This is a genomic window from Kibdelosporangium persicum, assembly GCF_013280595.1.
In the GTDB taxonomy this organism is placed as follows: domain Bacteria; phylum Actinomycetota; class Actinomycetes; order Mycobacteriales; family Pseudonocardiaceae; genus Kibdelosporangium; species Kibdelosporangium persicum.
The window spans coordinates 939,224-959,650 of sequence record NZ_JAAATY010000001.1 but is presented as its reverse complement, the minus strand read 5'-3'; the positions used below and the strand labels follow the sequence as shown (position 1 = coordinate 959,650).

General features: G+C 68.0%; 13 protein-coding genes. 9 read left to right on the top strand and 4 right to left on the bottom strand.

Going from position 1 to position 20,427, the window contains the following annotated elements; genetic code table 11:
* Window positions 1-5: 5 nt before the first annotated feature.
* The 3 genes from GC106_RS04400 to GC106_RS04390 all read left to right on the top strand — a co-directional run bounded on the left by GC106_RS04400 (window position 6) and on the right by GC106_RS04390 (window position 5,712).
* Window positions 6-1,700 (top strand): ABC transporter ATP-binding protein, encoded by a 1,695-nt coding sequence (locus tag GC106_RS04400; protein ID WP_312872407.1) that lies wholly within the window; start codon window positions 6-8, stop codon window positions 1,698-1,700.
* Window positions 1,697-3,421 carry an ABC transporter ATP-binding protein gene (locus tag GC106_RS04395; RefSeq protein WP_173124509.1) on the top strand — a complete coding sequence of 575 codons (1,725 nt, stop codon included), beginning with the start codon at window positions 1,697-1,699 and terminating at the stop codon, window positions 3,419-3,421. The genes GC106_RS04400 and GC106_RS04395 overlap by 4 nt, the downstream gene beginning before the upstream one ends.
* Window positions 3,422-3,837: 416 nt before the next feature.
* Window positions 3,838-5,712 (top strand): ABC transporter ATP-binding protein, encoded by a 1,875-nt coding sequence (locus GC106_RS04390; protein ID WP_217280074.1) that lies wholly within the window; start codon window positions 3,838-3,840, stop codon window positions 5,710-5,712.
* Window positions 5,713-6,422: 710 nt separating this feature from the next.
* Here the strand turns inward: GC106_RS04390 and GC106_RS04385 are convergent.
* Window positions 6,423-9,236 (bottom strand): DEAD/DEAH box helicase, encoded by a 2,814-nt coding sequence (locus GC106_RS04385; protein WP_312872406.1) that lies wholly within the window; start codon window positions 9,234-9,236, stop codon window positions 6,423-6,425.
* A 213-nt stretch (window positions 9,237-9,449) separates the two neighbouring features.
* Between GC106_RS04385 and GC106_RS04380 the strand changes: the two genes are divergently transcribed.
* Both GC106_RS04380 and GC106_RS04375 read left to right on the top strand, forming a co-directional pair.
* Window positions 9,450-10,262: an ArsR/SmtB family transcription factor gene (locus GC106_RS04380; RefSeq protein WP_173124503.1), complete on the top strand. Its 813-nt coding sequence runs from the start codon at window positions 9,450-9,452 to the stop codon at window positions 10,260-10,262.
* 9 nt (window positions 10,263-10,271) lie between these two features.
* Window positions 10,272-11,078, top strand: coding sequence for an alpha/beta hydrolase (locus tag GC106_RS04375; RefSeq protein ID WP_173124501.1), 807 nt, complete (start codon window positions 10,272-10,274; stop codon window positions 11,076-11,078).
* Here GC106_RS04375 and GC106_RS04370 read toward each other — a convergent pair.
* Window positions 11,062-12,042, bottom strand: a complete 981-nt coding sequence (locus tag GC106_RS04370) for a DHH family phosphoesterase (protein WP_312872405.1) — start codon at window positions 12,040-12,042, stop codon at window positions 11,062-11,064. The two genes, GC106_RS04375 and GC106_RS04370, sit on opposite strands and share 17 nt — an antisense overlap.
* 5 nt (window positions 12,043-12,047) lie before the next feature.
* The gene (locus tag GC106_RS04365) at window positions 12,048-12,587 is read right to left on the bottom strand and encodes a CGNR zinc finger domain-containing protein (RefSeq protein ID WP_173124499.1); all 540 of its coding nucleotides are present in this window, start codon (window positions 12,585-12,587) and stop codon (window positions 12,048-12,050) included.
* Window positions 12,588-12,654: 67 nt separating this feature from the next.
* Here GC106_RS04365 and GC106_RS04360 point away from each other — a divergent pair, with 67 nt between their 5' ends.
* A complete protein-coding gene (locus GC106_RS04360) occupies window positions 12,655-13,947 on the top strand; it encodes an MATE family efflux transporter (RefSeq protein WP_312872403.1) in 1,293 nt (430 codons plus the stop codon).
* A 74-nt stretch (window positions 13,948-14,021) separates the two neighbouring features.
* On the top strand, window positions 14,022-15,269 hold the full coding sequence (locus tag GC106_RS04355) for an MFS transporter (protein WP_173124739.1): 1,248 nt from the start codon (window positions 14,022-14,024) through the stop codon (window positions 15,267-15,269).
* 6 nt (window positions 15,270-15,275) lie between these two features.
* Here GC106_RS04355 and GC106_RS04350 read toward each other — a convergent pair whose 3' ends face one another.
* Window positions 15,276-16,073: a helix-turn-helix domain-containing protein gene (locus GC106_RS04350; RefSeq protein ID WP_173124495.1), complete on the bottom strand. Its 798-nt coding sequence runs from the start codon at window positions 16,071-16,073 to the stop codon at window positions 15,276-15,278.
* A gap of 132 nt (window positions 16,074-16,205) precedes the next feature.
* Between GC106_RS04350 and GC106_RS04345 the strand changes: the two genes are divergently transcribed.
* Window positions 16,206-19,388: an NACHT domain-containing protein gene (locus tag GC106_RS04345; RefSeq protein ID WP_173124493.1), complete on the top strand. Its 3,183-nt coding sequence runs from the start codon at window positions 16,206-16,208 to the stop codon at window positions 19,386-19,388.
* A 126-nt stretch (window positions 19,389-19,514) separates the two neighbouring features.
* Window positions 19,515-20,411, top strand: coding sequence for a tRNA pseudouridine(55) synthase TruB (gene truB / locus GC106_RS04340; RefSeq protein WP_173124491.1), 897 nt, complete (start codon window positions 19,515-19,517; stop codon window positions 20,409-20,411).
* Window positions 20,412-20,427: the final 16 nt, after the last annotated feature.

The following is a 20,427-nucleotide window of genomic DNA, read 5'->3' as shown; positions in this document are numbered from 1 at the left end:
CACAAGTGCGTCGTCCCGTCATCGGCCGGATCCGGCTGGCGTGTGTGCTCAGCGCCGTGGGGGCGTTGGCCGGGCTGGCGCCGTTCGTGGGGCTGGTCGAGCTGGCGGATACGTTGCTGGCGCCGTCGATCGACCGGGATCGGGCGGCCGTGGTGGCGGTCCTGATAGTCCTCGGACTGGTGCTGCGCGGCGTTTTCCTGAGCGCGGCGTTGACGATCACGCACGTGGCGGATGTCCGGTTGCAGGCGATCCTGCGCCGCCGGATGATCGCCCACCTCGGCCGGGTCCCGCTCGGCTGGTTCGCCCGGAACTCCTCCGGACGGCTGCGCAAGACCGCGATGGGTGACGTGGACGCCCTGCACCAACTGGTTGCCCATCACGCGGTCGAGATGACCGCAGCGGCCGTGACGCCGCTGGGCGCGCTGGCCTATCTCGTGGTGCTCGACTGGCGTCTCGCCTTGCTCGCGGTGGCGACGATCCCGTTGTATGTGGCCGCGTATGTGTGGATGGAGCGCGGTTCCAGTGAGGTCATGCGCAAGCTCGACGAGAGCAACGCGCGGCTGAGCAGTGCCGTGGTCGAGTTCATTTCGGGCATCGCTGTCGTGAAGGCGTTCGGCCGGGCCCGTAAGGCACACGCCGCCTACCGGCAGGCCGCCGCCGAGTACACGGACTTCTTCGCCGCCTGGGTGCAGCCGATGAACCGCGTCGAAGCGCTGGCGGGACTGGCTGTTTCCGCGCCTGTGGTCGGCCTGGTCACGATCGTCGGCGGGGTGTGGTTCGTCGGCCAGGGCTGGGTCAGTCCCGGTGAGGCGCTGGGCTGTGTGCTGCTGGCGTGCGTTGTCCCGGTCGCGATCGAGCCGCTCGGCTTCGGCGCGTTGAACCAACGTGCCGCCGCGGCCGCCGCGCTGCGTATCCAGCAGTTGCTGGATGTCGCGCCGCTGCCCGCGCCCGCGTCACCACAGCGTCCGGCAGGCCGACGGGTCGAGTATGACGACGTTCAGTTCGCCTACGACGATCACGATGTCCTGCACGGGGTCACTTTCACCTGCGAGCCCGGGTCGGTCACGGCGCTGGTGGGGCCGTCCGGCTCCGGGAAGTCGACGCTGGCCACGCTGTTACTCCGGTTCCACGACGTGACCGGTGGCGCGATCCGGATCGGCGGTGTGGACGTCCGGCACATCGACCCGGCAGAGCTCTACCGCCACGTCGGGTTCGTGCTGCAGGACGTGCGACTGCTGGGCGGCTCGATCCGGGACAACGTCGCACTCGGCCGTCCACAAGCGACAGACGCGGAGATCCGGGCTGCCTGTCGTGCGGCACAGATCCACGACCGGATCACCGCACTGCCGCGTGGTTATGACTCTGTTGCCGGACAGGACGTTCAGCTCTCCGGCGGCGAGGCACAGCGGGTCAGCATCGCCCGGGCGCTGCTGGCCGACACGCCCGTGCTCGTCCTCGACGAGGCCACCGCCTTCGCCGACCCGGAGTCGGAGGCCGCGATCCAGGACGCGCTCTCGCGCCTGGCGGAAGGCCGGACGGTGCTCGTGATCGCGCACCGGCTGTCCACCATCACCCCCGCCGACCAGATCGTCGTACTCGACCGCGGACAGGTCGTCGAAACCGGCACACACACCGAACTGCTTGCCGCGCAAGGACAGTACGCGCGCATGTGGACAGCGCACGAGGAGGTTCCAGCGTGATCACCGATCTGCGGCTGCTGCTCGGCCCGCGCATCCTGAACCGTTACCTGGCTTGGACTGCCGGATACGGCGTGCTCAGCGGTATCGCCGCGGCCTTGCTCGTGCCCGTGGTCGAGGATCTCGCGTCCGGCGAACGGGACGCCATCGGCAGGCATCTGCCGGCCTTGGCGATCGTGACCCTGGCGGCATGCGTCGTGCGGTACGTGCAAACCATGCGGGGCTCGGCCGCGGCGCTGAAGACGATGTCGTCGTTGCACCAGCGTCTCGGCGACCATTTGGTGAGCCTTCCGCTCGGCTGGTTCGATTCCGACCGCACCGGACGGCTGACACGCGTGGCCACGGACGGCACCGTGATGATCACAGGAATCTTCGCGCACCTGTTGTCGCCGTTGGTGATCAGCGTCGCGGCGCCCACCACTGTGACCATCGCCCTGTTCTTCTACGACTGGCGCCTGGGACTCGCGACCGCGGTGTCCATTCCGGTGCTCGCGTTGGCGTTCCGCTTCGCTGCATGGACCCTCGCCCGTGGCGAGGCACGTAACCACGCCGCCGATGTCGAGGCAGGCACCCGCGTCATCGAGTTCGGCCGTAACCAGCGGGTGTTGCGTGCGTTCGGCCGGGGCGTCCACGGCTACCAGCCGCTGGAGGACGCCATCTCGGAGCAGCAGCGAATCCGCCGCCGCACCCTCGGCCACGGTGTGGTCGGCCTGAGCGTGAGCGGTCTCGCCGTGCAGCTCGCGGTGACCGTGCTCATGTTGGTCTGCGTGTGGCTCGCGCTCGACGGAGCCGTCACGCCCGCCGCCGCTGTCGCGCTGACCGCGCTCGCGTTCCGTTTCGCCGGGCCGCTCGCCGACGTCAGCGAGTACGCGGGTGCGATCCGGATCGCCGGGAATGATCTCCGCCGGCTCACCGATGTGCTCCGGACACCCGGGATGCCGGAACCGTCCGCGTCCGCGCCGTTGACCCGGCCGGGACAGATCGACCTCGACCGCGTCAGCTTCGGCTACTCGCCGGAAACGCCAGTCCTGCGGTCCTTCTCGCTCACCGTGCCGCCCGGCTCGGTCACCGCGCTGGTCGGGCCGTCGGGGTCCGGCAAGACGACCGTCATCCGGCTGATCAGCCGGTTCTGGGACGTTCAGGAGGGTGTTGTCCGGGTCGGCGGCGTCGACGTGCGCGATCTGCGTACCGAGGACCTGACTCGCCAGCTCGCGTTGGTCTCCCAGGACGTCTACCTGTTCGACGACACCCTCGCGGCCAACATCCGCCTCGGACGTCCCGAGGCCACGGACGCGGAACTGGCCGAAGCGGCGCGCCTCGCAGGCGTGGACGAGATCGTCGCGCGCCTCCCGCACGGCTGGCAGACCCGGGTCGGCGAAGGCGGAGTGTCCGTCTCCGGTGGCGAGCGGCAGCGCGTCGCCATCGCACGGGCTCTGCTCAAACAGGCACCGATCGTGCTGCTGGACGAGGTGACCGCCGCACTCGACCCCGAGAACGAGCTTTATCTGCGGCGTTCCATCCGCCAGTTGGCCCAGTACAGCACGGTGGTTCTCGTGGCCCACCGGCTGAACAACGTCGTCGATGCCGACCAGATCGTGGTCGTCGACTCCGGTCGCGTGGTCGAAACCGGCACGCACGAGTCGCTGATCGCCGCCGATGGGGCTTATGCGCGGCTGTGGCACGCCAAGTCACATGGGCAGGGCTGGCGCCTCGGCGGTCGGTGAAGCCGCAGGCCCGGTGCTCGGGCAGTTGTCGAGGTCGCCGGCCCGCTGCCTCGGTGGTTGGTGAAGCGTCGGGCCTGGTGCTTCGGCCGTTGTTGATGGCGCCTCAGCGATGGCTGAACCGCGGAGTCGGCGCCTCGGCGATCGTCGAGGCTGTGGCCCCGCGCCTCGGCAGTCACGCGAACCGCCCCAGCCCATCCCTCCCCGCACCAGGAATTCCCTCAGGGGGAACCCCTGATTTCAACGTTACCGCAGGGGTCCGACAGTTCCCGGCGATACAGCGGCTGACCTGCGATTCGTCCGGAATTGTCGGACCCGCGCGCTAAGGTCGCGGAGCCCGGAAAGTTGACCTCGACCTTGGTTGAGGTCGCACACTGAGGGCGCCCGTCCGAAATCCGCGTGGGGAGCACACCGTGGACATGAACTTCTCGTCCTGGATGGCGTTGGAGAGCGCCATGCAGGAAGGAGGCCAACGCGTCAGCCGGGAGACGGTCCGCCGGATCGTCCGGTTCGCCCGGCCGCTGCGCGGCGCCGTGCTGGCGTTGTTGCTGTTCAGCGCCATCTCCGCGGTGCTCGCCGTGGCCACTCCGGTGATCGCGGGCCGGGTGGTCGACGCGATCATGAACCGGGAGGACTCGAGCGTCGTCGTCGGCCTCGCGCTGGTGATCGCCGCGATCGCGGTGATCGACGCCGTGGTCGGCATGGTCGAGCGCTGGCGGTCGGCGAGCATCGGCGAGGAACTGATCCTGCGGTTACGGCAGTCCGTGTTCGACCACGTGCAGCGGATGCCGGTCGCGTTCTTCACCCGCACCCGGACCGGCGCGTTGGTCAGCAGGCTGAACAACGACGTGATCGCGGCGCAGCGCGCCTTCACGATGACGTTGTCCATGGTGACCAACAACATCATCGCCCTGGTGCTCACGCTGGTCGTGATGATCGCGCTGTCGTGGCAGATCACGTTGCTGGCGTTGATCATGCTGCCGGTCTTCTACCTGCCCGCGCGCCGGATGGGCCGCAAGCTGGCCGGGCTGGAGCGGGAGGCGGCCGGGCACAACGCCGCGATGACGACCCAGATGACCGAGCGGTTCTCCGCGCCGGGCGCCACGCTGATCAAGCTCTTCGGCCGCCCGCAGGACGAGTCGGCGGAGTTCGGCAGGCGGGCGCGTCGCGTGCGGGACATCGGCGTGCGCACGGCGGTGAACCAGTGGCAGTTCATGACTGCCTTGTCGCTGGTGTCCGCGCTGGCGTTGGCTCTGGTCTACGGACTCGGCGGATACCTTTCCCTGGAAGGTTCCCTGGACGCGGGCACGGTCGTCACCCTGGCGCTGTTGCTGACCAGGCTGTACCAGCCGTTGACCGGGCTGGCGAACGCGCGCGTGGACGTGATGACCGCGCTGGTCAGCTTCGAGCGGGTCTTCGAGGTGCTCGACCTGCCGCCGTTGATCAAGGAGAAGCCGAACCCGAAGGCCGTGCCGGACGGCCCGGTGTCGATCGAGTTCGACAACGTCGACTTCGCCTACCCGGCGGCCGACAAGGTCTCGCTGGCGTCGCTGGAAGACGTCGCGGCACTGGACACCCGAGGTGGGGACCAAGTGCTGCACGGCATCTCCTTCAGGGCCGAACCCGGCCAGTTGGTGGCCTTGGTCGGCTCGTCCGGTGCGGGCAAGTCGACGATCGCGTCACTCACACCCCGGCTCTACGACGCGGACTCCGGCGCTGTCCGGCTGGCCGGAGTGGACGTGAAGGACCTGTCGTTCGAGTCCATCCGCGACACCATCGGCCTGGTCACGCAGGACGGCCACCTGTTCCACGAGTCCATCGGCGACAACCTGCGCCTGGCCAACCCGAAGGCGACCGACGAGGAGATCTGGGACTCGCTGACCCGCGCCCGCCTCGCCGACCTTGTCCGTTCCTTGCCCGACCAGATCGACACCATCGTCGGCGAACGTGGTTACCGCCTCTCCGGCGGCGAGCGCCAACGTCTCACCATCGCCCGCCTGCTGCTGGCCAAACCTCGCGTGGTGATCCTCGACGAGGCCACCGCCCACCTGGACTCCTCCTCCGAGGCAGCCGTCCAGGAAGCCCTTGTCGAAGCCCTTGCCGGCCGCACGGCACTGGTGATCGCCCATCGCCTGTCCACGGTCCGCGCCGCCGACCTCATCCTCGTGGTCGAAGCCGGCCGCATCATCGAACGCGGCACCCATGAACAACTCCTGGCGGCAGGCGGCCGCTACGCCGAGCTCTACCGAACCCAGTTCGACGACCGAACCGCAGTAACAGCCGACGCGGAATAACGACCCCCACAACCCAAACAGCGGCCAACGCCCAGCCCCGCCCGAGATACCCGTTGCGGCACCTCGTGTCGACCATTCCGGCACCGCGCAATCCGCGTTGCGGCACCTTGAGATGCGCGTTGTGGCACTGCGTGTCCACCATTGCGGCACCGCGCAATCCGCGTTGCGGCACCTTGAGATGCGCGTTGTGGCACCTTGAGATGCGCGTTGTGGCACCTCGTGTTGACCGTTCCGGCACTGTGTGGGGCGGGTTCCAGCATCCTGAGATGCGCGTTGTGGCACCTCGTGTCCACCGTTGCGGCACCTTGAGATGCGCGTTGTGGCACCTCGTGTTGACCGTTCCGGCACTGTGTGGGGCGGGTTCCAGCATCCTGAGATGTGCGTTGTGGCACCTCGTGTTGACCATTCCGGCACCGCGAGGGGCGGGTTCCAGCATCCTGAGATGTGCGTTGTGGCACCTCGTGTTGACCATTCCGGCACCGCGAGGGGCGGGTTCCAGCATCCCGAGATGCGCGTTGCGGCACCGCGCAATCCGCGTGGGGGTACCTTGAGGCGCGATCTCGCTGGGAAATCAGCGGCGACTGCGAACTCAACGCGCCAGGGGAGGCCGTGGTGCGGCACGACGTGACGATCGTGGCGCTGCGGCACCGTGTGTCGACCTTGGCGGCACGATCACATGCGCGGGTGGGGGCGTCGGGAGCCGTTCCGGGTCAGGAGATCAGGGTGCGGATGTCGTCGGCGTCCAGTGTGGAGCCGAACATGTCGCCCTCGTCGAGCACGCTGGCGAACAACTCCGCCTTCTTCGCCTTGAGCGCCATCACTTTCTCCTCGATCGTGTCCTTGGCGATCAGGCGGTACACGATCACGTTCCGGGTCTGGCCGATCCGGTGCGTCCGGTCGATCGCCTGGGCCTCGGTCGCCGGATTCCACCACGGGTCGAGCAGGAAGCAGTAGTCGGCCTCGGTCAGGTTGAGGCCGAAGCCACCGGCCTTGAGGCTGATCAGGAACACCGGCGCCGTGCCGTCCTTGAACTGCCGCACGACCTTGCCACGGTTGCGGGTGGCGCCGTCGAGGTAGCAGTACGGGACCTCAAGCCGGGCGCGCACGATTTCGAGGAAGCTGGTGAACTGGCTGAACACCAGTGCGCGGTGACCGCCCGCGACGACGTCGTGCAACTGGTCGAGCAGCGCGTCGAGCTTGGCACACGGCATATCCTGGTGCTTCTCGTCGATCAGCGCGGGGTGCAGGCTCAGCTGCCGCAGCTTGGTCAACGACTGGAAGATCGTGAACCGGTTGGCGTTCATGTCGTGCACCATGCCGAGGATCCGCAGGCGTTCCCGTTGCAGGTGGGTCTGGTACACCTTGCGGTGCTTGGGATGCAGCTCGACTTCGAGCACCTGTTCCTGCTTGGCCGGAAGGTCGGCCGCGACCTGTTCCTTGGTCCGGCGTTTGAGCAACGGCCGGACCCGGCGCCGTAGCTGGGCGAGCAGTTCCGGGTCGCCGGTCCGCTCGATCCGGCGGGCGTAGTACTGCTGGAACCGGACCGGGTCGGGAAACAGGCCGGGCGCCGTGATCGACAGCAGCGCCCACAGCTCCATCAGGTTGTTCTCCATCGGCGTCCCGGTGATCGCCACCTTGAACGGCGCGGGCATCCGCCGGGCACACTGGTGCACCTTCGACTGGTGGTTCTTGACCACCTGCGCCTCGTCCAGCACCATCCCGGCCCACGGCTGCTTCGCGTACTGCTCGAAGTCCAGGCGCATCAACGTGTACGACGTGACCACCACGTCGGCCTGGACGATCATCGAGGCCAGGTCCTTGTGCCGCAGGGTGTCCGCAATGGACACGATACGCAGACCGGGCGCGAACCGCTCGACCTCGGCCTCCCAGGTGGACACCACGCTGGTCGGGGCGACCACGAGGAACGGCGTGCCGGCGGCCGCGTGGCAGATCAGGGCGAGCGCCTGCAGCGTCTTGCCGAGGCCCATGTCGTCGGCCAGGATGCCGCCGAGCTGGTTCTCCCACAGGAAAGTCAGCCAGCGGAACCCGTCGACCTGGTACGGGCGCAACCGGGCGTCCAGCGACTCCGGGACGTCGAACGACGGAGGCTCATCCAGCAGGCCACGGACCTGTTCGCGCCACGCCCGCGCCTGGCGTTCCACCACGCCGAGATTGGCCAGGTCGTCCCACAGCCCTGCCTGGAACCGACTGATCCGCAGCGAGTCGCCCGGCTGGTCGATCAGGCCGCGCGCCTCGATGATCAGCTTGTGCAGAGTGCGCAGTTCCGGTTTCTGCAACGAGAAATAGGCGCCGTCCGGCAGGATGAGGTACGGCTGATCCCTGGTCAACGCCAGGAAGACGTCCATGAACGGCACACCTCGGCCGTCCACGGTGACCGACACGGTCAGGTCGAACCAGTCGGTCTTGCCCGGGATCTCCTCGGTCGACACCCCGATTTGGACCGATCCAGCCTCCCGGTAGTCCGGCCGGACGCCGAACACCTCGACCTCCACGCCGGGCAGTTCCTCGACCTGCGGCAGCACCTCGGTGGTGAACCGCATGGTGGCCAGGTCCCACAGGGTCTTGTCCACCGGTTCGACGAGCGTCAGGCGCGCGAGGATCTCCTGCTCCTGACCGGGATCGCGGTACGCCTCCGGCTCCGAGCCGAGCGGTGCCCGCAGTTCGGAGTTCCCGATCCGGTAGAGCCATTCCCAGTCCAGGTCGAGCTGGTGATCGTCCCGATAGGACGCGTTCAGCCGCAGCGTCGGCCCGGATATCGACGGCGGCGTGAACGATCCGTCGGTCGAGACGAACCGCGCGGTGTGCCGCAGGCGCGGGTAGTAGCGGTCGACGAACCGGGACCGCTCGGCGGCGGGAATCCGCATCCGGTGCTCACCCAACAGCATGTCCTGCAAGGACTTCGGCGCCTGTTTGGTCAGCTTGGCCAGGCCGATCTGGCAGTCGTCGACCTCGCCGGTCTCGTCCAGTTCCTCCCGGTTGACATACACGAGGCCGTATCCATCGCCGAGGAACCGGACGGGGACGATATCGGCCACGCCGTTGACTCGCACGACGGGCGTGATCACCAGTTCGCTGCCGTCGTGTGCGTCGAGGCACAGTTCGGCGGAGCCGTACGTCGCGTGCAGCAACGTCACGCCGATCTCCTGCGCCTCGTCGAGCAGAGCCCACAAGTGACGCGTGTCGAACAGGGACAGGTCGATGACCTTCTCGTCACGCTGGTACATGTCCTGGGCTTGGTAGACCGCGTACATCTGGCGCAGAAGCCGGACGTGCGATTCGTCGTACCCCTCGAACGGATTCAGCCTGGCCCACGAGACACCACCGCTCACCCAGCCGCTCCGCCCTTGCCGCACCACTTTGGCGAACAGGGTCGGAGCCGGTCCACGGGCGCGTGACAGCAACGGCTCCGTCGCCAGCGTCAGTTCGACGCCCAACGGAGCCCCGCTCGGCCCGCTCGTCGAGCCGAGCAGCGAGCTGAGGGACTGTTCCCAGTTCGGTGCCACGCGGACCACGCTAGCGCGCCCCACCGACACTTCCGGCTGGCGCCGTCCGGCGCCCGCGCAGCCCGGACCGCAACACCATTTCCCGAGGGGGAACCCCCTGATTTCCACGTTACCGGGAGGGTCCGACAGTTTCGGACGGCGAGCTTGACATGCAGCCGCACGGCTGCCTATTGTGAAAAGGCAGCCGAACGGCTGCATATACGAGGTGAAGCAATGGACGAGGTGTTCCGAGCGCTGGCCGACCCGGGCCGGCGACGGCTGCTGGACAGCCTCAACAAGCGCAGCGGCCAGACGCTGCGTGAACTGTGCGGCGAGCTGGACATGGCCAGGCAGTCGGTCAGCAAGCACCTGGCGGTGCTGGTCGACGCCAACTTGGTCACGACTGTCCGGCGCGGCCGGGAGAAGCTGCACTACCTCAACGCCGAGCCGATCAACGCCATCGCCGACCGGTGGATCAACCAGTACCACCGCGGCCGGGTCCAGGTGCTCGCCGACTTGAAGACCGCATTGGAGCTGCAACCCATGGACAAACCGGAGTTCGTCTACACCACCTACATCAGCACCACCCCGGAGCAGCTCTGGCAGGCGCTGACCGAACCGAAGTTCACCCGCGAGTACTGGGGCGGGCTCGCGCTGCACTCCGACTGGCAGGCCGGCTCGCCGGTCAACCTGCAGTACGAGGAAGGCGGCTCGATCGAGGACCACGGTCAGGTCGTGCTCGAAGCCGAGCCGTACCGCAAACTCTCCTACAGCTGGCACCGTTTCCAGCCGATGCACGCCGAGGTGTTCGGCTGGACCGAGGAACAGCTGGCCGGGTACGCCAAGGAACGCCAGTCCAAGGTGACCTTCCTGGTCGAGCCGACCGATCGGCAGGTCAAGCTCACCGTCATCCACGACGACTTCGACCCGGACAGCATGATGCTCAAGGCGATCAGCGGTCAGCTGCCGCCGAGCGGCGGCTGGCCCGAGCTGCTGTCGGATCTGAAGACGTTCCTGGAGACCGGCAAGGTGGCGACGACCGGGTAACGTGGCCGGGTGGGGGTTTCCAGACGCGCTGTGGTCCTCGGCGGTGCCGGAGTGGCGCTCGCCGCGGGGTGCACATCCCCGCCGCAGGGCGCGCTCCCGGCGAACGAACCGCCACCCACCCCGAAACCGGCGGCGGCCGTGACGTCCACGAAGTTCATGTCCCAGGCTCGTGGCCGGGAAGTCACCGTGATCACGATGGCGCCGGACGGCCACGCCGCCGAAGGACTGCCGAAATGCGTCGCGCTGCACGGCCGTGGCGGCGACGCGACCTGGATGCCCGCGTTGGGTGTCCAGCAAGCCCTCACCGCTGCCGTCGTGGCGGGACTGCCGCCGTTCGCGGTCATCTCCGTCGACGGCGGACCCGAAACCTACTGGGTGGACGGCAAACCTGGCGACGACCCGCAGAAGATGCTGCTGGCCGAACTCGGCCCGATCCAGGCCGCGTTCGGCATCTCGATGGGCGCCTTCGGGGCACTGCGGTTCGCGCGCAGCCGCCGTGACCTGAAGGCGGTCGCGGCCATCAGCCCCGCGCTGTTCCGGGACTGGCCGACGGCGAAGTCCAAACAAGTCTTCGCCGGCCGGGCGCACTGGGAGGCCAACGAACCGCTCCGGCACATCGGCGAGCTCGCCGGTGTGCCGCTCGGCGTGTGGTGTGGCACCGGCGATCCGTTCGTCACCGTCGCGAAAGCGTTGGCCAACCAGGCGAAACCGGCCAAGTCGTCGTTCACGCCCGGGGCGCACGACGTGGCGTACTGGACCGGGATCATGCCCGAGGTGGTGGCGTTCGTCGGCGAACGGATCAGCGGGACAGCGTAGCCAGCAACGTCTCGATCAACGGCTCCACCGGGCCTTCGGCGGTGTACCCGGCCGCTCGCCGGTGCCCGCCGCCGCCCATGGCCACGGCCACGTCCTTGACGTCCACTTCGGACACCGAGCGCAGCGAGACCGACCACGACAGCGGCTCGATCTCCTTGAACACAGCGGCTACCTCGGCCTCCCGGGCGGTCCGGACGATGTCCACAACGGACTCGATCTCCTCGGCCCTGACGTCCTTGGAGTCCTCGAGCGTCACGTACGTGTACACCACGCCACGGCCACCGGCCGCGTCGCGGTCGAGCCGGGCTCGGCCCAGCACCGTGGAAAGCATTGGCAGGTAGGCGAACGGGTGCGCTTCCATCAGCTCCCGTGCCGTCGTGTCCGGATTGACTCCGGCCGCGAGCAGCCGTGCGGCGAGCTGGTGCGTCTCCGGGGTGGCACGGCGGAACGAGCCCGAATCGGTCACGATCCCGGCATAGACACAGCTCGCCAGCTCCGCGTCCAGCGACACGTCGAGCGCGTCCAGCACGTCGGCGACGAGCGCCGCTGTCGCGACGGCATGCTCGTTGACCACGTGATGAGTGCCGTAATACGTGTTCGAGGCGTGGTGATCGATGACGAGAACGTTCCCGCCCGCGGCGATCGTCGAGGCCACACGGTCACCGAGCTTGCCGAGCCGCTCGACGCTGCCCGTGTCCAGCGCGATCAGCAGCGGCGTGACCTCGGGGACGTCGGCCGCGGGCACCAGCAGTCCGGCGTAGTCCAAGGGACGCAACGTCTCCGGCACGGTGTCCGGCGACCCGAACGACACCCGCACGGCCGCGCCACGACGGTGCAGCGCCAGGCCGAGGGCCAGCGCGCTGCCCAGTGCGTCGGCGTCCGGGTTGACGTGGGCCAGCAGGGTCACATCCGTGGCCGTGCGCAGCAGCTCCGCCGCGCCGGCGATATCACCGAGATCACTCACACAGGTCAGCCTAGGCCCAGGTCGACGGATCGCTGGCGGGAGCGGTGCGCGGCGACGTGCACCCGGTTGGCGCACCGCGCCGAGCAGTACCGCTTCGCCCGGTTGGTCGACGTGTCGAGGAAGTAGTTCTCGCAGTTCGCGTCGGCGCACTGGCCCCAGCGGGCCAGGCCGTAGCGCACGATTCCCTGCGCGATTCCCCACGCGGCCGCGGCGGCGACCTCGGTGGCGGGCGGTTGGTCCGGGTCGGCGACGTGGATGTGCCAGTTCGGCTCCGAATCGTGTCCCGCGGACAGGCGTGGCCGCAGCGGGTAGGCCTCAAGCAGCGCGTTCACCGCCGAACGGGTGCCTGGAGTGTCGTCGGCGACTGCCGCGGCGAGGACCGTACGCAGGCTGTCGGCGACCGGCCGCAGAGCGGCCAAGTCCTCGGCGGTCACCCGGGACGCCCACCACGGTTCCTCGTGTAAGGCGTCCTGAAGTGCGGAGACGTCGGTCAGGGCGGCGTTGGCCAGCCGCACGGCGACGTCGACGTAATCGGCATTGTCCACGAGCGGTCCTTACATCTATGCTGTCAGGGGTCAAACCGGATTACACACCTTACCCAGGGGGATGTCTGTGACGCCGCTTCGGCGCTTGCTCTCGTTGGCCGTCCCGGCGTTGGGCGTGCTCGCCGCGGAGCCGCTGTACCTCCTGGTCGACACGGCCGTTGTCGGCCATCTTGGTGCGATCCCGCTGGCCGGGCTGTCCGTCGCGGGCATCGTGCTCGCGCAGGTCTCGACCCAGATGACCTTCCTGTCGTACGGCACGACCGCGCGTGTCGCGCGGCTGCACGGCGCAGGCAGACGGGCTGACGCGGTCGCTGAAGGCGTGCAGGCCACCTGGCTGGCGGTGTCCGTCGGGCTCGTCCTGGTGATCGCGGGGCAGGCGCTGGCCCGCCCGATCGCCGAGTTGCTGTCCGGCTCACCGGAGGTCGCCGACGCGGCCGTCGGCTGGCTGCGGATCGCCCTGCTCGGCGTTCCGTTCATCTTGATCACCATGGCGGGCAACGGCTGGATGCGTGGCGTTCAGGACACCGTCCGTCCGCTGCGTTATGTCCTGGCGGGCAACGCTTTGTCCGCGTTGCTCTGTCCGATCCTGGTGCACGTGGCCGGCTGGGGCCTGGAGGGATCGGCGATCGCGAACGTCGTCGCTCAGGTGATCTCGGCCATCATGTTCGTGCGTGCGCTGGTCGTCGAGAAGGTCCCGCTGAAGCCGGAGTTCGCCAGGATGCGGGCGCAACTCGGGCTCGGCCGGGACCTGGTGCTGCGCAGCCTGGCGTTCCAGGCGTGCTTCATCTCCGCGACCACGGTCGCGGCGCACACCTCGACGGCCGCGGTCGGCGCGCACCAGGTGGTGCTGCAACTGTGGACGTTCCTCGCCCTTGTCCTCGACTCGCTGGCGATCGCGGCGCAGTCGCTGGTCGGTGAGGCGCTGGGCGCGGAGGACGAACGTCAGGCCCACAAGGTCGCCTGGCAGGTCACCAGGTACGGGCTGGTGTTCGGCTGTCTGCTCGGTGTGGTGTTCGCCGCACTGGCCGGGGTGTTGCCGAGAGTGTTCACGCCGGACGCTTCGGTGCTCGCCGAAATCCCGAACGCCTGGTGGTTCTTTGTCGCGCTGCAGCCGATCTGCGGGGTGGTGTTCGCGCTCGACGGCGTGCTGCTCGGCGCGGGGGACGCGGCGTTCATGCGCAATGCCACGCTGCTCGCGGCGATCATCGGCTTCCTGCCGTTCATCTGGGCGTCGCTGTTCTTCGGCTGGGGACTGTCCGGGATCTGGACGGGGCTGGCCGTGTTCATGGTCATCCGGCTCGTCGCTGTGCTCTTGCGCACACGTTCCGGCAGGTGGGCGGTGGTGGGAGCGGTTCGTTAGCATAGGTTTGCTATCTAATTGACCGGAGAGGGGTCCGTGTGCGCGCCGCCACTAAGGCGTGGGTGGTCTGGGGAATGGCAGTGGTCGTCTACATGGCGGCGGTCTTCCATCGCGGCTCGCTCGGCGTGGCAAGCCTGGAAGCGACGAACCGGTTCGGTGTCGGCCCGGCCGCGCTCGGCACGTTCACCGTGCTGCAACTGCTTGTCTACGCGGCGATGCAGGTGCCCACCGGGCTCCTGGTCGACCGGTTCGGCCCACGCAAGGTGCTTGTCGCGGCGGCGTTGCTGATGGGAACGGGTCAGGTGCTGTTCGCGCTCGCGACCTCGTACCCGCTCGGCCTGATCGCCCGTGCCGTGCTCGGTTTCGGCGACGCGATGACGTTCATCAGCCTGCTGCGCCTGACATCCGCGCATTTCTCCGCGCGCCAGTACTCGCTTGTGGTCTCGTTCACCGCGGCGCTCGGCGGCCTCGGCAACCTGGCGGCCACCGTGCCGTTGACGTTGCTGCTGAACAACACCGGCTGGACGACGACCTTCCTGATCGGGGGCCTGGTGACGGCCGCCTACGCACTGGTCGCGTCGCGGCTCAAGGACACCCCGGACGGTCCTGCCCCGCGCACCGAGGCGATGAAGATCCGTCAGGTCGTCCTGAGCGTGCGCGAGTCGTGGCGCGTTCCCGGCACCCGCTTGGGTTTCTGGGTGCACTTCGCCACCATGCAGCTGCCCGCCGTACTGGCTCTGCTGTGGGGCTTCCCGTATCTCGTCGGTGCGCACGGGCTGTCCGAAGCGGTCGCCAGTTCGGTGCTCGGTGTGATGGTCATCATGACGATCGTCAGCGGGCCGCTGATCGGTGCCGTGATCGGGCGCCGCCCGGAGCTGCGGATGATGCTGGTCGCCGGTTACCTGGTCGTCGCGGTCGGCTTGTGGGCCGTGCTGCTGACGGGCCCGCTGCCGCCGGTGCTGCTCAGTGTCGTCTTCGCGGTGCTGTCGCTCGGGTTGCCGGTGTCGGCCATCGGGTTCTCGATCGCGCGTGACTACAACCCGCTGGCGCGTGTGGGCACGGCCAGCGGTGCCGTCAACGTCGGCGGGTTCTTCGCGACAACGCTTGCGGCTTTTGGTATCGGTCTCGTGCTGGACGTCACCGACTCGTTCACGTACGCGCTGCTGGTGTCAGGCGTGCTGACAGTGCTGGGAACCTGGCGAACCGCGGTGTGGTGGCGCCGCGCCAGGGCCGAGGTGTTCGCCGCGCAGGCCCGCGGCGAGGAGGTCCCGGTGCGGATCAGGCAACGCCGCTGGGATTCCGCCGCGCTCAGCCCGTCCTGATCAGCGCTACCAGATCAGTGCCTTGAAGGTGTCCAGGGAGTCCTCAGCGGACAGTGCGAGCGTGGCCAGCTGTTCCAGGCGCCGTCGCACGGCCGAGGTTCTGGCGATGTCCTGTGTTTGGGCGAGACCGAGGACTGTTTCGGTGAAGACGATGTCCGGCTCCCGCGGGTCGGTGAACGACAGCAGCGTCACCGACCCTTCGAGCCCGCTGTGCAGTCCGGCCGACTGCGGGACGATCCGCAGGGTGACGTTCGGCAACTGGGCACGGTCGACCAGCTGAACCAACTGCTCGCGGTCGACGCCTTGCTGCAGCGTCGGTTCGTGGATCAGGGCGTGCAGCACCAAGGGATTCTCGAAGAGCCGCTGCTGACGACGCATCCGTACGCTGACAGCGGTTTCTGCATCGTCGGCATGCTGCAAGCTGGCCCGCGCGTACCGCTCGGTCTGGACGAGCGCGGGCAGCAGACCGAGCTGGAACTCCGTGACGCTCGCGGCCTCCTGCTCCATGCAGACGTAACCGGAGTCCTTCAGGCCGAAGTCCCGCCACCAGCCGCGTTTTCTCGCCCGTTCCCACAGATCGAGCAGCGGTTCCCAGTCCAGCCTCGGCACGCCGTAGAGCCGGAGCATCGCGCGCAGCTCGTGATAACCGGGCAGTTGCCCGTTCTCGATCCGGCTGAGTTTCTGCAGGGTCAGGTGCAGCCGGGTGCTGGCCTGCTCCTGCGTCAGGCCCGCCAGTTCGCGCAACCGCTTGACCTCTCGCAGCAACCGCCTGCCGTGGTAGTTCGGAAGACTCGGGGTGCCCATACCCGCACGGTAAGTAGCTGCGTCACGAGTTGAGAATCCGTACGTCGGCAGTGCCTGAGTCCGAGGCCGTGCCGATGCCCTGGACTGGTGAACTGCCTTGACACGTCACGCAAGGCGCGGTCGAGTACTCGGGTGCGGACGGTCAGTTACCGCGATGTGGCGATTCTGCTCGGCGGCAGGCAGAACAAGCTGATAGCGGCGTTGGACAAGATCACCAGTGGTGTGCTGCTGGGCGGGATGGTCAAGGTCGAGGACCTGTTGTCGTGGTTCGACGCCAAGTCGGACTTCGTGCGGCTCTCGAACGACCTGCTGGGGCACCTGTCGGAGAACCGGCGGAGCCTGCGCCGGTTCTCCCGCACCCAGCGCATCGAGGCCGCGCACACGGTGATCGTGATGGCGGCGTTCTTCGAGACACTCGACGAGTTCGACCTGCCGGTGAAGCTCAAGCTCAGCGCGCACGACCAGAAACAGGTGTTCGGAACCGAATCCACGAGCGGGGTCGGGCGGTGGCTGGCCGACCCGGGCGTGCTCCCGGATCCCGCTCAGCCGTACACGGCGAACGTCAAACGTGTCGCGAAACGCTACACGGAGATGATCGTGGAGCTGTCTTCGCTGGTGCTCGAGGTGTCCGTCGGCGGGGCTCTCGACGAAGTACACCGCGAAAAGCTGTACGCGCAGCTCAGGCTTGTGCCGCAGCGGGCTCGTGCGCGCTACGAGGACCACTTCCGCGCGCTTGTCGCGGACTACCCCGAAGTGGCGTGCTGGGCGAATCTGATCGAGCACGAGGCCACGCGCCACGAGGTGCGCACGAGCCTTGAAGGACTGGAGCGGATGCTGGCCGAGGTGGTGGCCGGGCGTTCGCCGGAGCGCCGCCGTGCGGCGTTGTCGCGTGCCTACCGGTCCTTGCTCAAGGAGCCGGTCCTGCCCTCGGACGACATCCCCGCCGAACTGAGCCTGCCGGCCGTGGAACGGGCCTACGTCAATCCCCGGTTCCGGGTGCGGGTGGTCGACCGCGACAGCAACCCGAGCCGGGAATCCTGGTGGACCGAGGCCGATGACGCCGGGGACGTCCAGCGTTTCCTGGTCGGCCACCTGACTTCGCCACGAGCCACCAGGGCCCCGCTGGTTGTGTTGGGCCAACCTGGTTCCGGCAAGTCGATGCTGACCAAGGTGCTGGCCGCGCGGCTGCCCGCGACCGACTTCATGCCTGTCCGCGTGGAGCTTCGAGACGTTCCCGCTGAGGCGGACATCCAGGAACAGATCGAGCACGCCGTCCGGCTCGCGACCGGGGAACGGGTGCAGTGGCCCGACCTGGCGCAGGCCGCGGGCGATGCCCTGCCGGTGATCCTGCTCGACGGGTTCGACGAGCTGTTGCAGGCCACCGGTGTGCACCAGACCGACTACCTGGCGAAGGTGAGCCGGTTCCAGCAGCGGGAAGCGGATCAGGACCGGCCGGTGGCTGTCGTGGTGACCACCCGGACAGCGGTCGCCGAGCTGGCGCGCTTCCCCGAGGAGTCCGTCGCGGTGCGGCTGGAGCCCTTCGACGACAGCCAGATCCGGCTCTGGGTGCGGATGTGGAACGCCGAGAACACGAGCATCGAACCGCTCGACGTCGACTCCGTGCTGACCTACCGCGAACTGGCGGAGCAGCCGTTGCTGCTCCTCATGCTGGCGCTCTACGACGCCGACGGGAACGCGCTGCGCGAGGAAGGACCGATCAGCCGCAGTGCGTTGTACGAGCGATTGCTCATGCGGTTCGCGTACCGGGAAGTCGCGAAACACTGCGTCGGCTACCCGGAGGAGGACCTGCGGCGTCGCGCCGAACTGGAGTTGCGGCGGCTGTCGGTCGTGGCGTTCGCGATGTTCAACCGGGGCACGCAGTGGATCACCCAGGACGCCCTGAACGACGATTTCACCGCGTTGGGCGTGACCAGGCAGTCCGAATCGGCGGGCATGCGTCGCTCGCTGAGCGGGGCCGAGCTGGCGATCGGAAAGTTCTTCTTCATCCACCGGGCACGTGCGCACCAGGCCGACCAACAGGTTTCGACGTACGAGTTCCTGCACGCGACCTTCGGCGAATACCTGGTCGCCCGGATGACCTGGCACGAAATCCGGGTGCTCGCGGCCAAGGCGTACGTCAGCGACACGAGTTTCTTCGACCAGGGCCTGGTGGACGATTCCGCCCTGTACGCCTTCTTGTCCTTCGCTCCCTTGGCTTCCCGCGGACCGGTGGTGAGGTTCCTTGCGCAGATGGCCGAACAGGTGCCGTCGAACGAACGGCAGGAGATCGCCGCTGTCCTGATCCGGTTGTTGCGGACCGCGCACGATCAGCGCCGCGAGCGGGGCGGCAGTCGCTATGAACCGCTGGCTCTGTCTGTTCCCCGCAGATGTGCGGCCTACAGCGTGAACCTGGTCATCGCCATTACCGCTCTGCTGGGCAGAGTGCGAGGCAGCCAGCTTTTCGGCCGGGGTGAAGACGTGGTCGTGCGCTGGATGAAGGAAGCGCTGCTGTGGCGCTCCCAGTTCGACTACTACGACACGATCGACATCCTGGCGTTGCGCCGGGTCTGGCACGAGAACGAGCGTGACATCGAGCTCAGCCTGGATATCACGAAGCACAGGGGAGTCGATCCGATGTGGTCGCACCCGCGGGAACTGCGTTCTGGTTCCTCGACGCGGTGGACCCGGTACCGCGACGCCACTCTGAGCAACCGGCAGAACTTCTTCTGCAGTCCGGGCGATGACCATCTCGCGCACCTGGTCGAGCCGCTCACGATGTATGTGGGTGACGCCGCCAACCTGTATGTGTCCTTCGACGAGACGGACTATCGAGCGTTCGGAAACGTGCTGCTGCAGGCCGTGCTCTCACCGGTAACGGATTCGACCCGTGACTTCCGGTCATGGACCTATCTCTGGTGTGTGCGTCTGCTGGACGGTCACCAGCTCAGGCTGATCATCGACCGGATCCGGACCGACCGGGACATCCCGGCGGGCGTGGTTGCGGAGATCATCGAGGCCTGCTTGCCCGTGAGGCCGCCGGTCGAACCCTTGGTCAGATGTGTCATGGACACGCTCGGGCGTGATCCGGCCGTGGATGACGGGCTGTTGGGAATACTCGACCTCCTGCTGGACGACACCTGGCCGTTCGAACTGCGGCTGGAGTGCCAGCTGCGGTTGTTCGACCTGGACTACCACCAGCGGACGCCCTTCATCGGGGGTGCTTGGAAAGAGGCCGCTCGGAAGTTCATCGAGTCGGGGCAGCGGCCGGATCTGGCCAAGCGGGCCCGGTGGATGTGGAGGCAGTTGGACGAGTGAACGCCAGACTGGCGAACACTCGCCAAGATCGGCGACAACCCGGGCCACCGCCGGATCGTGCCCGGCGAGCCGGCCGGTGCGGCATACCTTTGACGCATCCGCCGAGGGGAATGCGAGGATTCCGGCGTGTCCGCGAAACGCTCCACTGTTCCACCCGGTCTTGTCGTGATCGACAAGGCGCCGGGAATGACGTCGCACGATGTGGTCGCCAAAGTGCGCCGGATCCTCGGTACCCGCAAGGTCGGCCACGCCGGCACGCTCGACCCGATGGCCACCGGGGTACTTGTCCTCGGTGTCGAACGGGCCACCAAGCTGCTCGGCCACCTGGCTCTCGACACCAAGGTCTACCTCGGCACCATCCGGCTCGGCTCGGCCACGACCACCGATGACGCCGAGGGCGAGGTGCTGTCCGAAGTGGACGCCTCGGCCGTCGCCGACGAGGCGGTGCACGCCGGGATCGCCAAGCTGACCGGCGACATCATGCAGGTGCCGAGCTCGGTCAGTGCCGTCAAGATCGACGGGAAACGGGCGTACGCGCGGGTCCGTGAGGGCGAACAGGTCGAGATCCCGGCGCGTCCGGTCACCGTCAACCGGTTCGACGTGCTGGCCATCCGGCGCGAAGGCACCGTGGTCGAGATCGACGCCATGGTGGACTGCTCGTCCGGCACGTACGTCCGTGCGCTGGCCCGTGACCTGGGCGCGGACCTGGGCGTGGGCGGGCACCTCGCGGCGCTCCGGCGTACCCGTGTCGGTCCGTTCGATCTGCGGGTCGCGCGCACCCTGGAGCAGCTCGAGCAGGAGCCTGGCCTGTCGCTTGACCTGGACAAATCGGTGGCGACCGCGTTCAAGCGGTACGACGTCGACGAACGGCAGACCGCCGCTCTGCGCTACGGCCAGCGAATCCCGGCCGCCGGTGTGCAGGGGACGTACGGGGTGTTCGACCCGCAGGGCCATGTGCTCGCGCTCGCGACCGACGAGGGTTCTGTGGCGCGGCCCATAGTCGTGCTTGCCCCCGCGGGATAAACGCCCCTCGACCACG

Excerpts from the sequence above, each read along its gene's own strand:
- GC106_RS04350 (WP_173124495.1), bottom strand. The coding sequence starts at position 16,073 with ATGGGCACCCCGAGTCTTCCGAACTACCACGGCAGGCGGTTGCTGCGA.
- GC106_RS04380 (WP_173124503.1), top strand. The coding sequence starts at position 9,450 with ATGGACGAGGTGTTCCGAGCGCTGGCCGACCCGGGCCGGCGACGGCTG.
- GC106_RS04355 (WP_173124739.1), top strand. The coding sequence starts at position 14,022 with ATGGCAGTGGTCGTCTACATGGCGGCGGTCTTCCATCGCGGCTCGCTC.
- GC106_RS04390 (WP_217280074.1), top strand. The coding sequence starts at position 3,838 with ATGAACTTCTCGTCCTGGATGGCGTTGGAGAGCGCCATGCAGGAAGGA.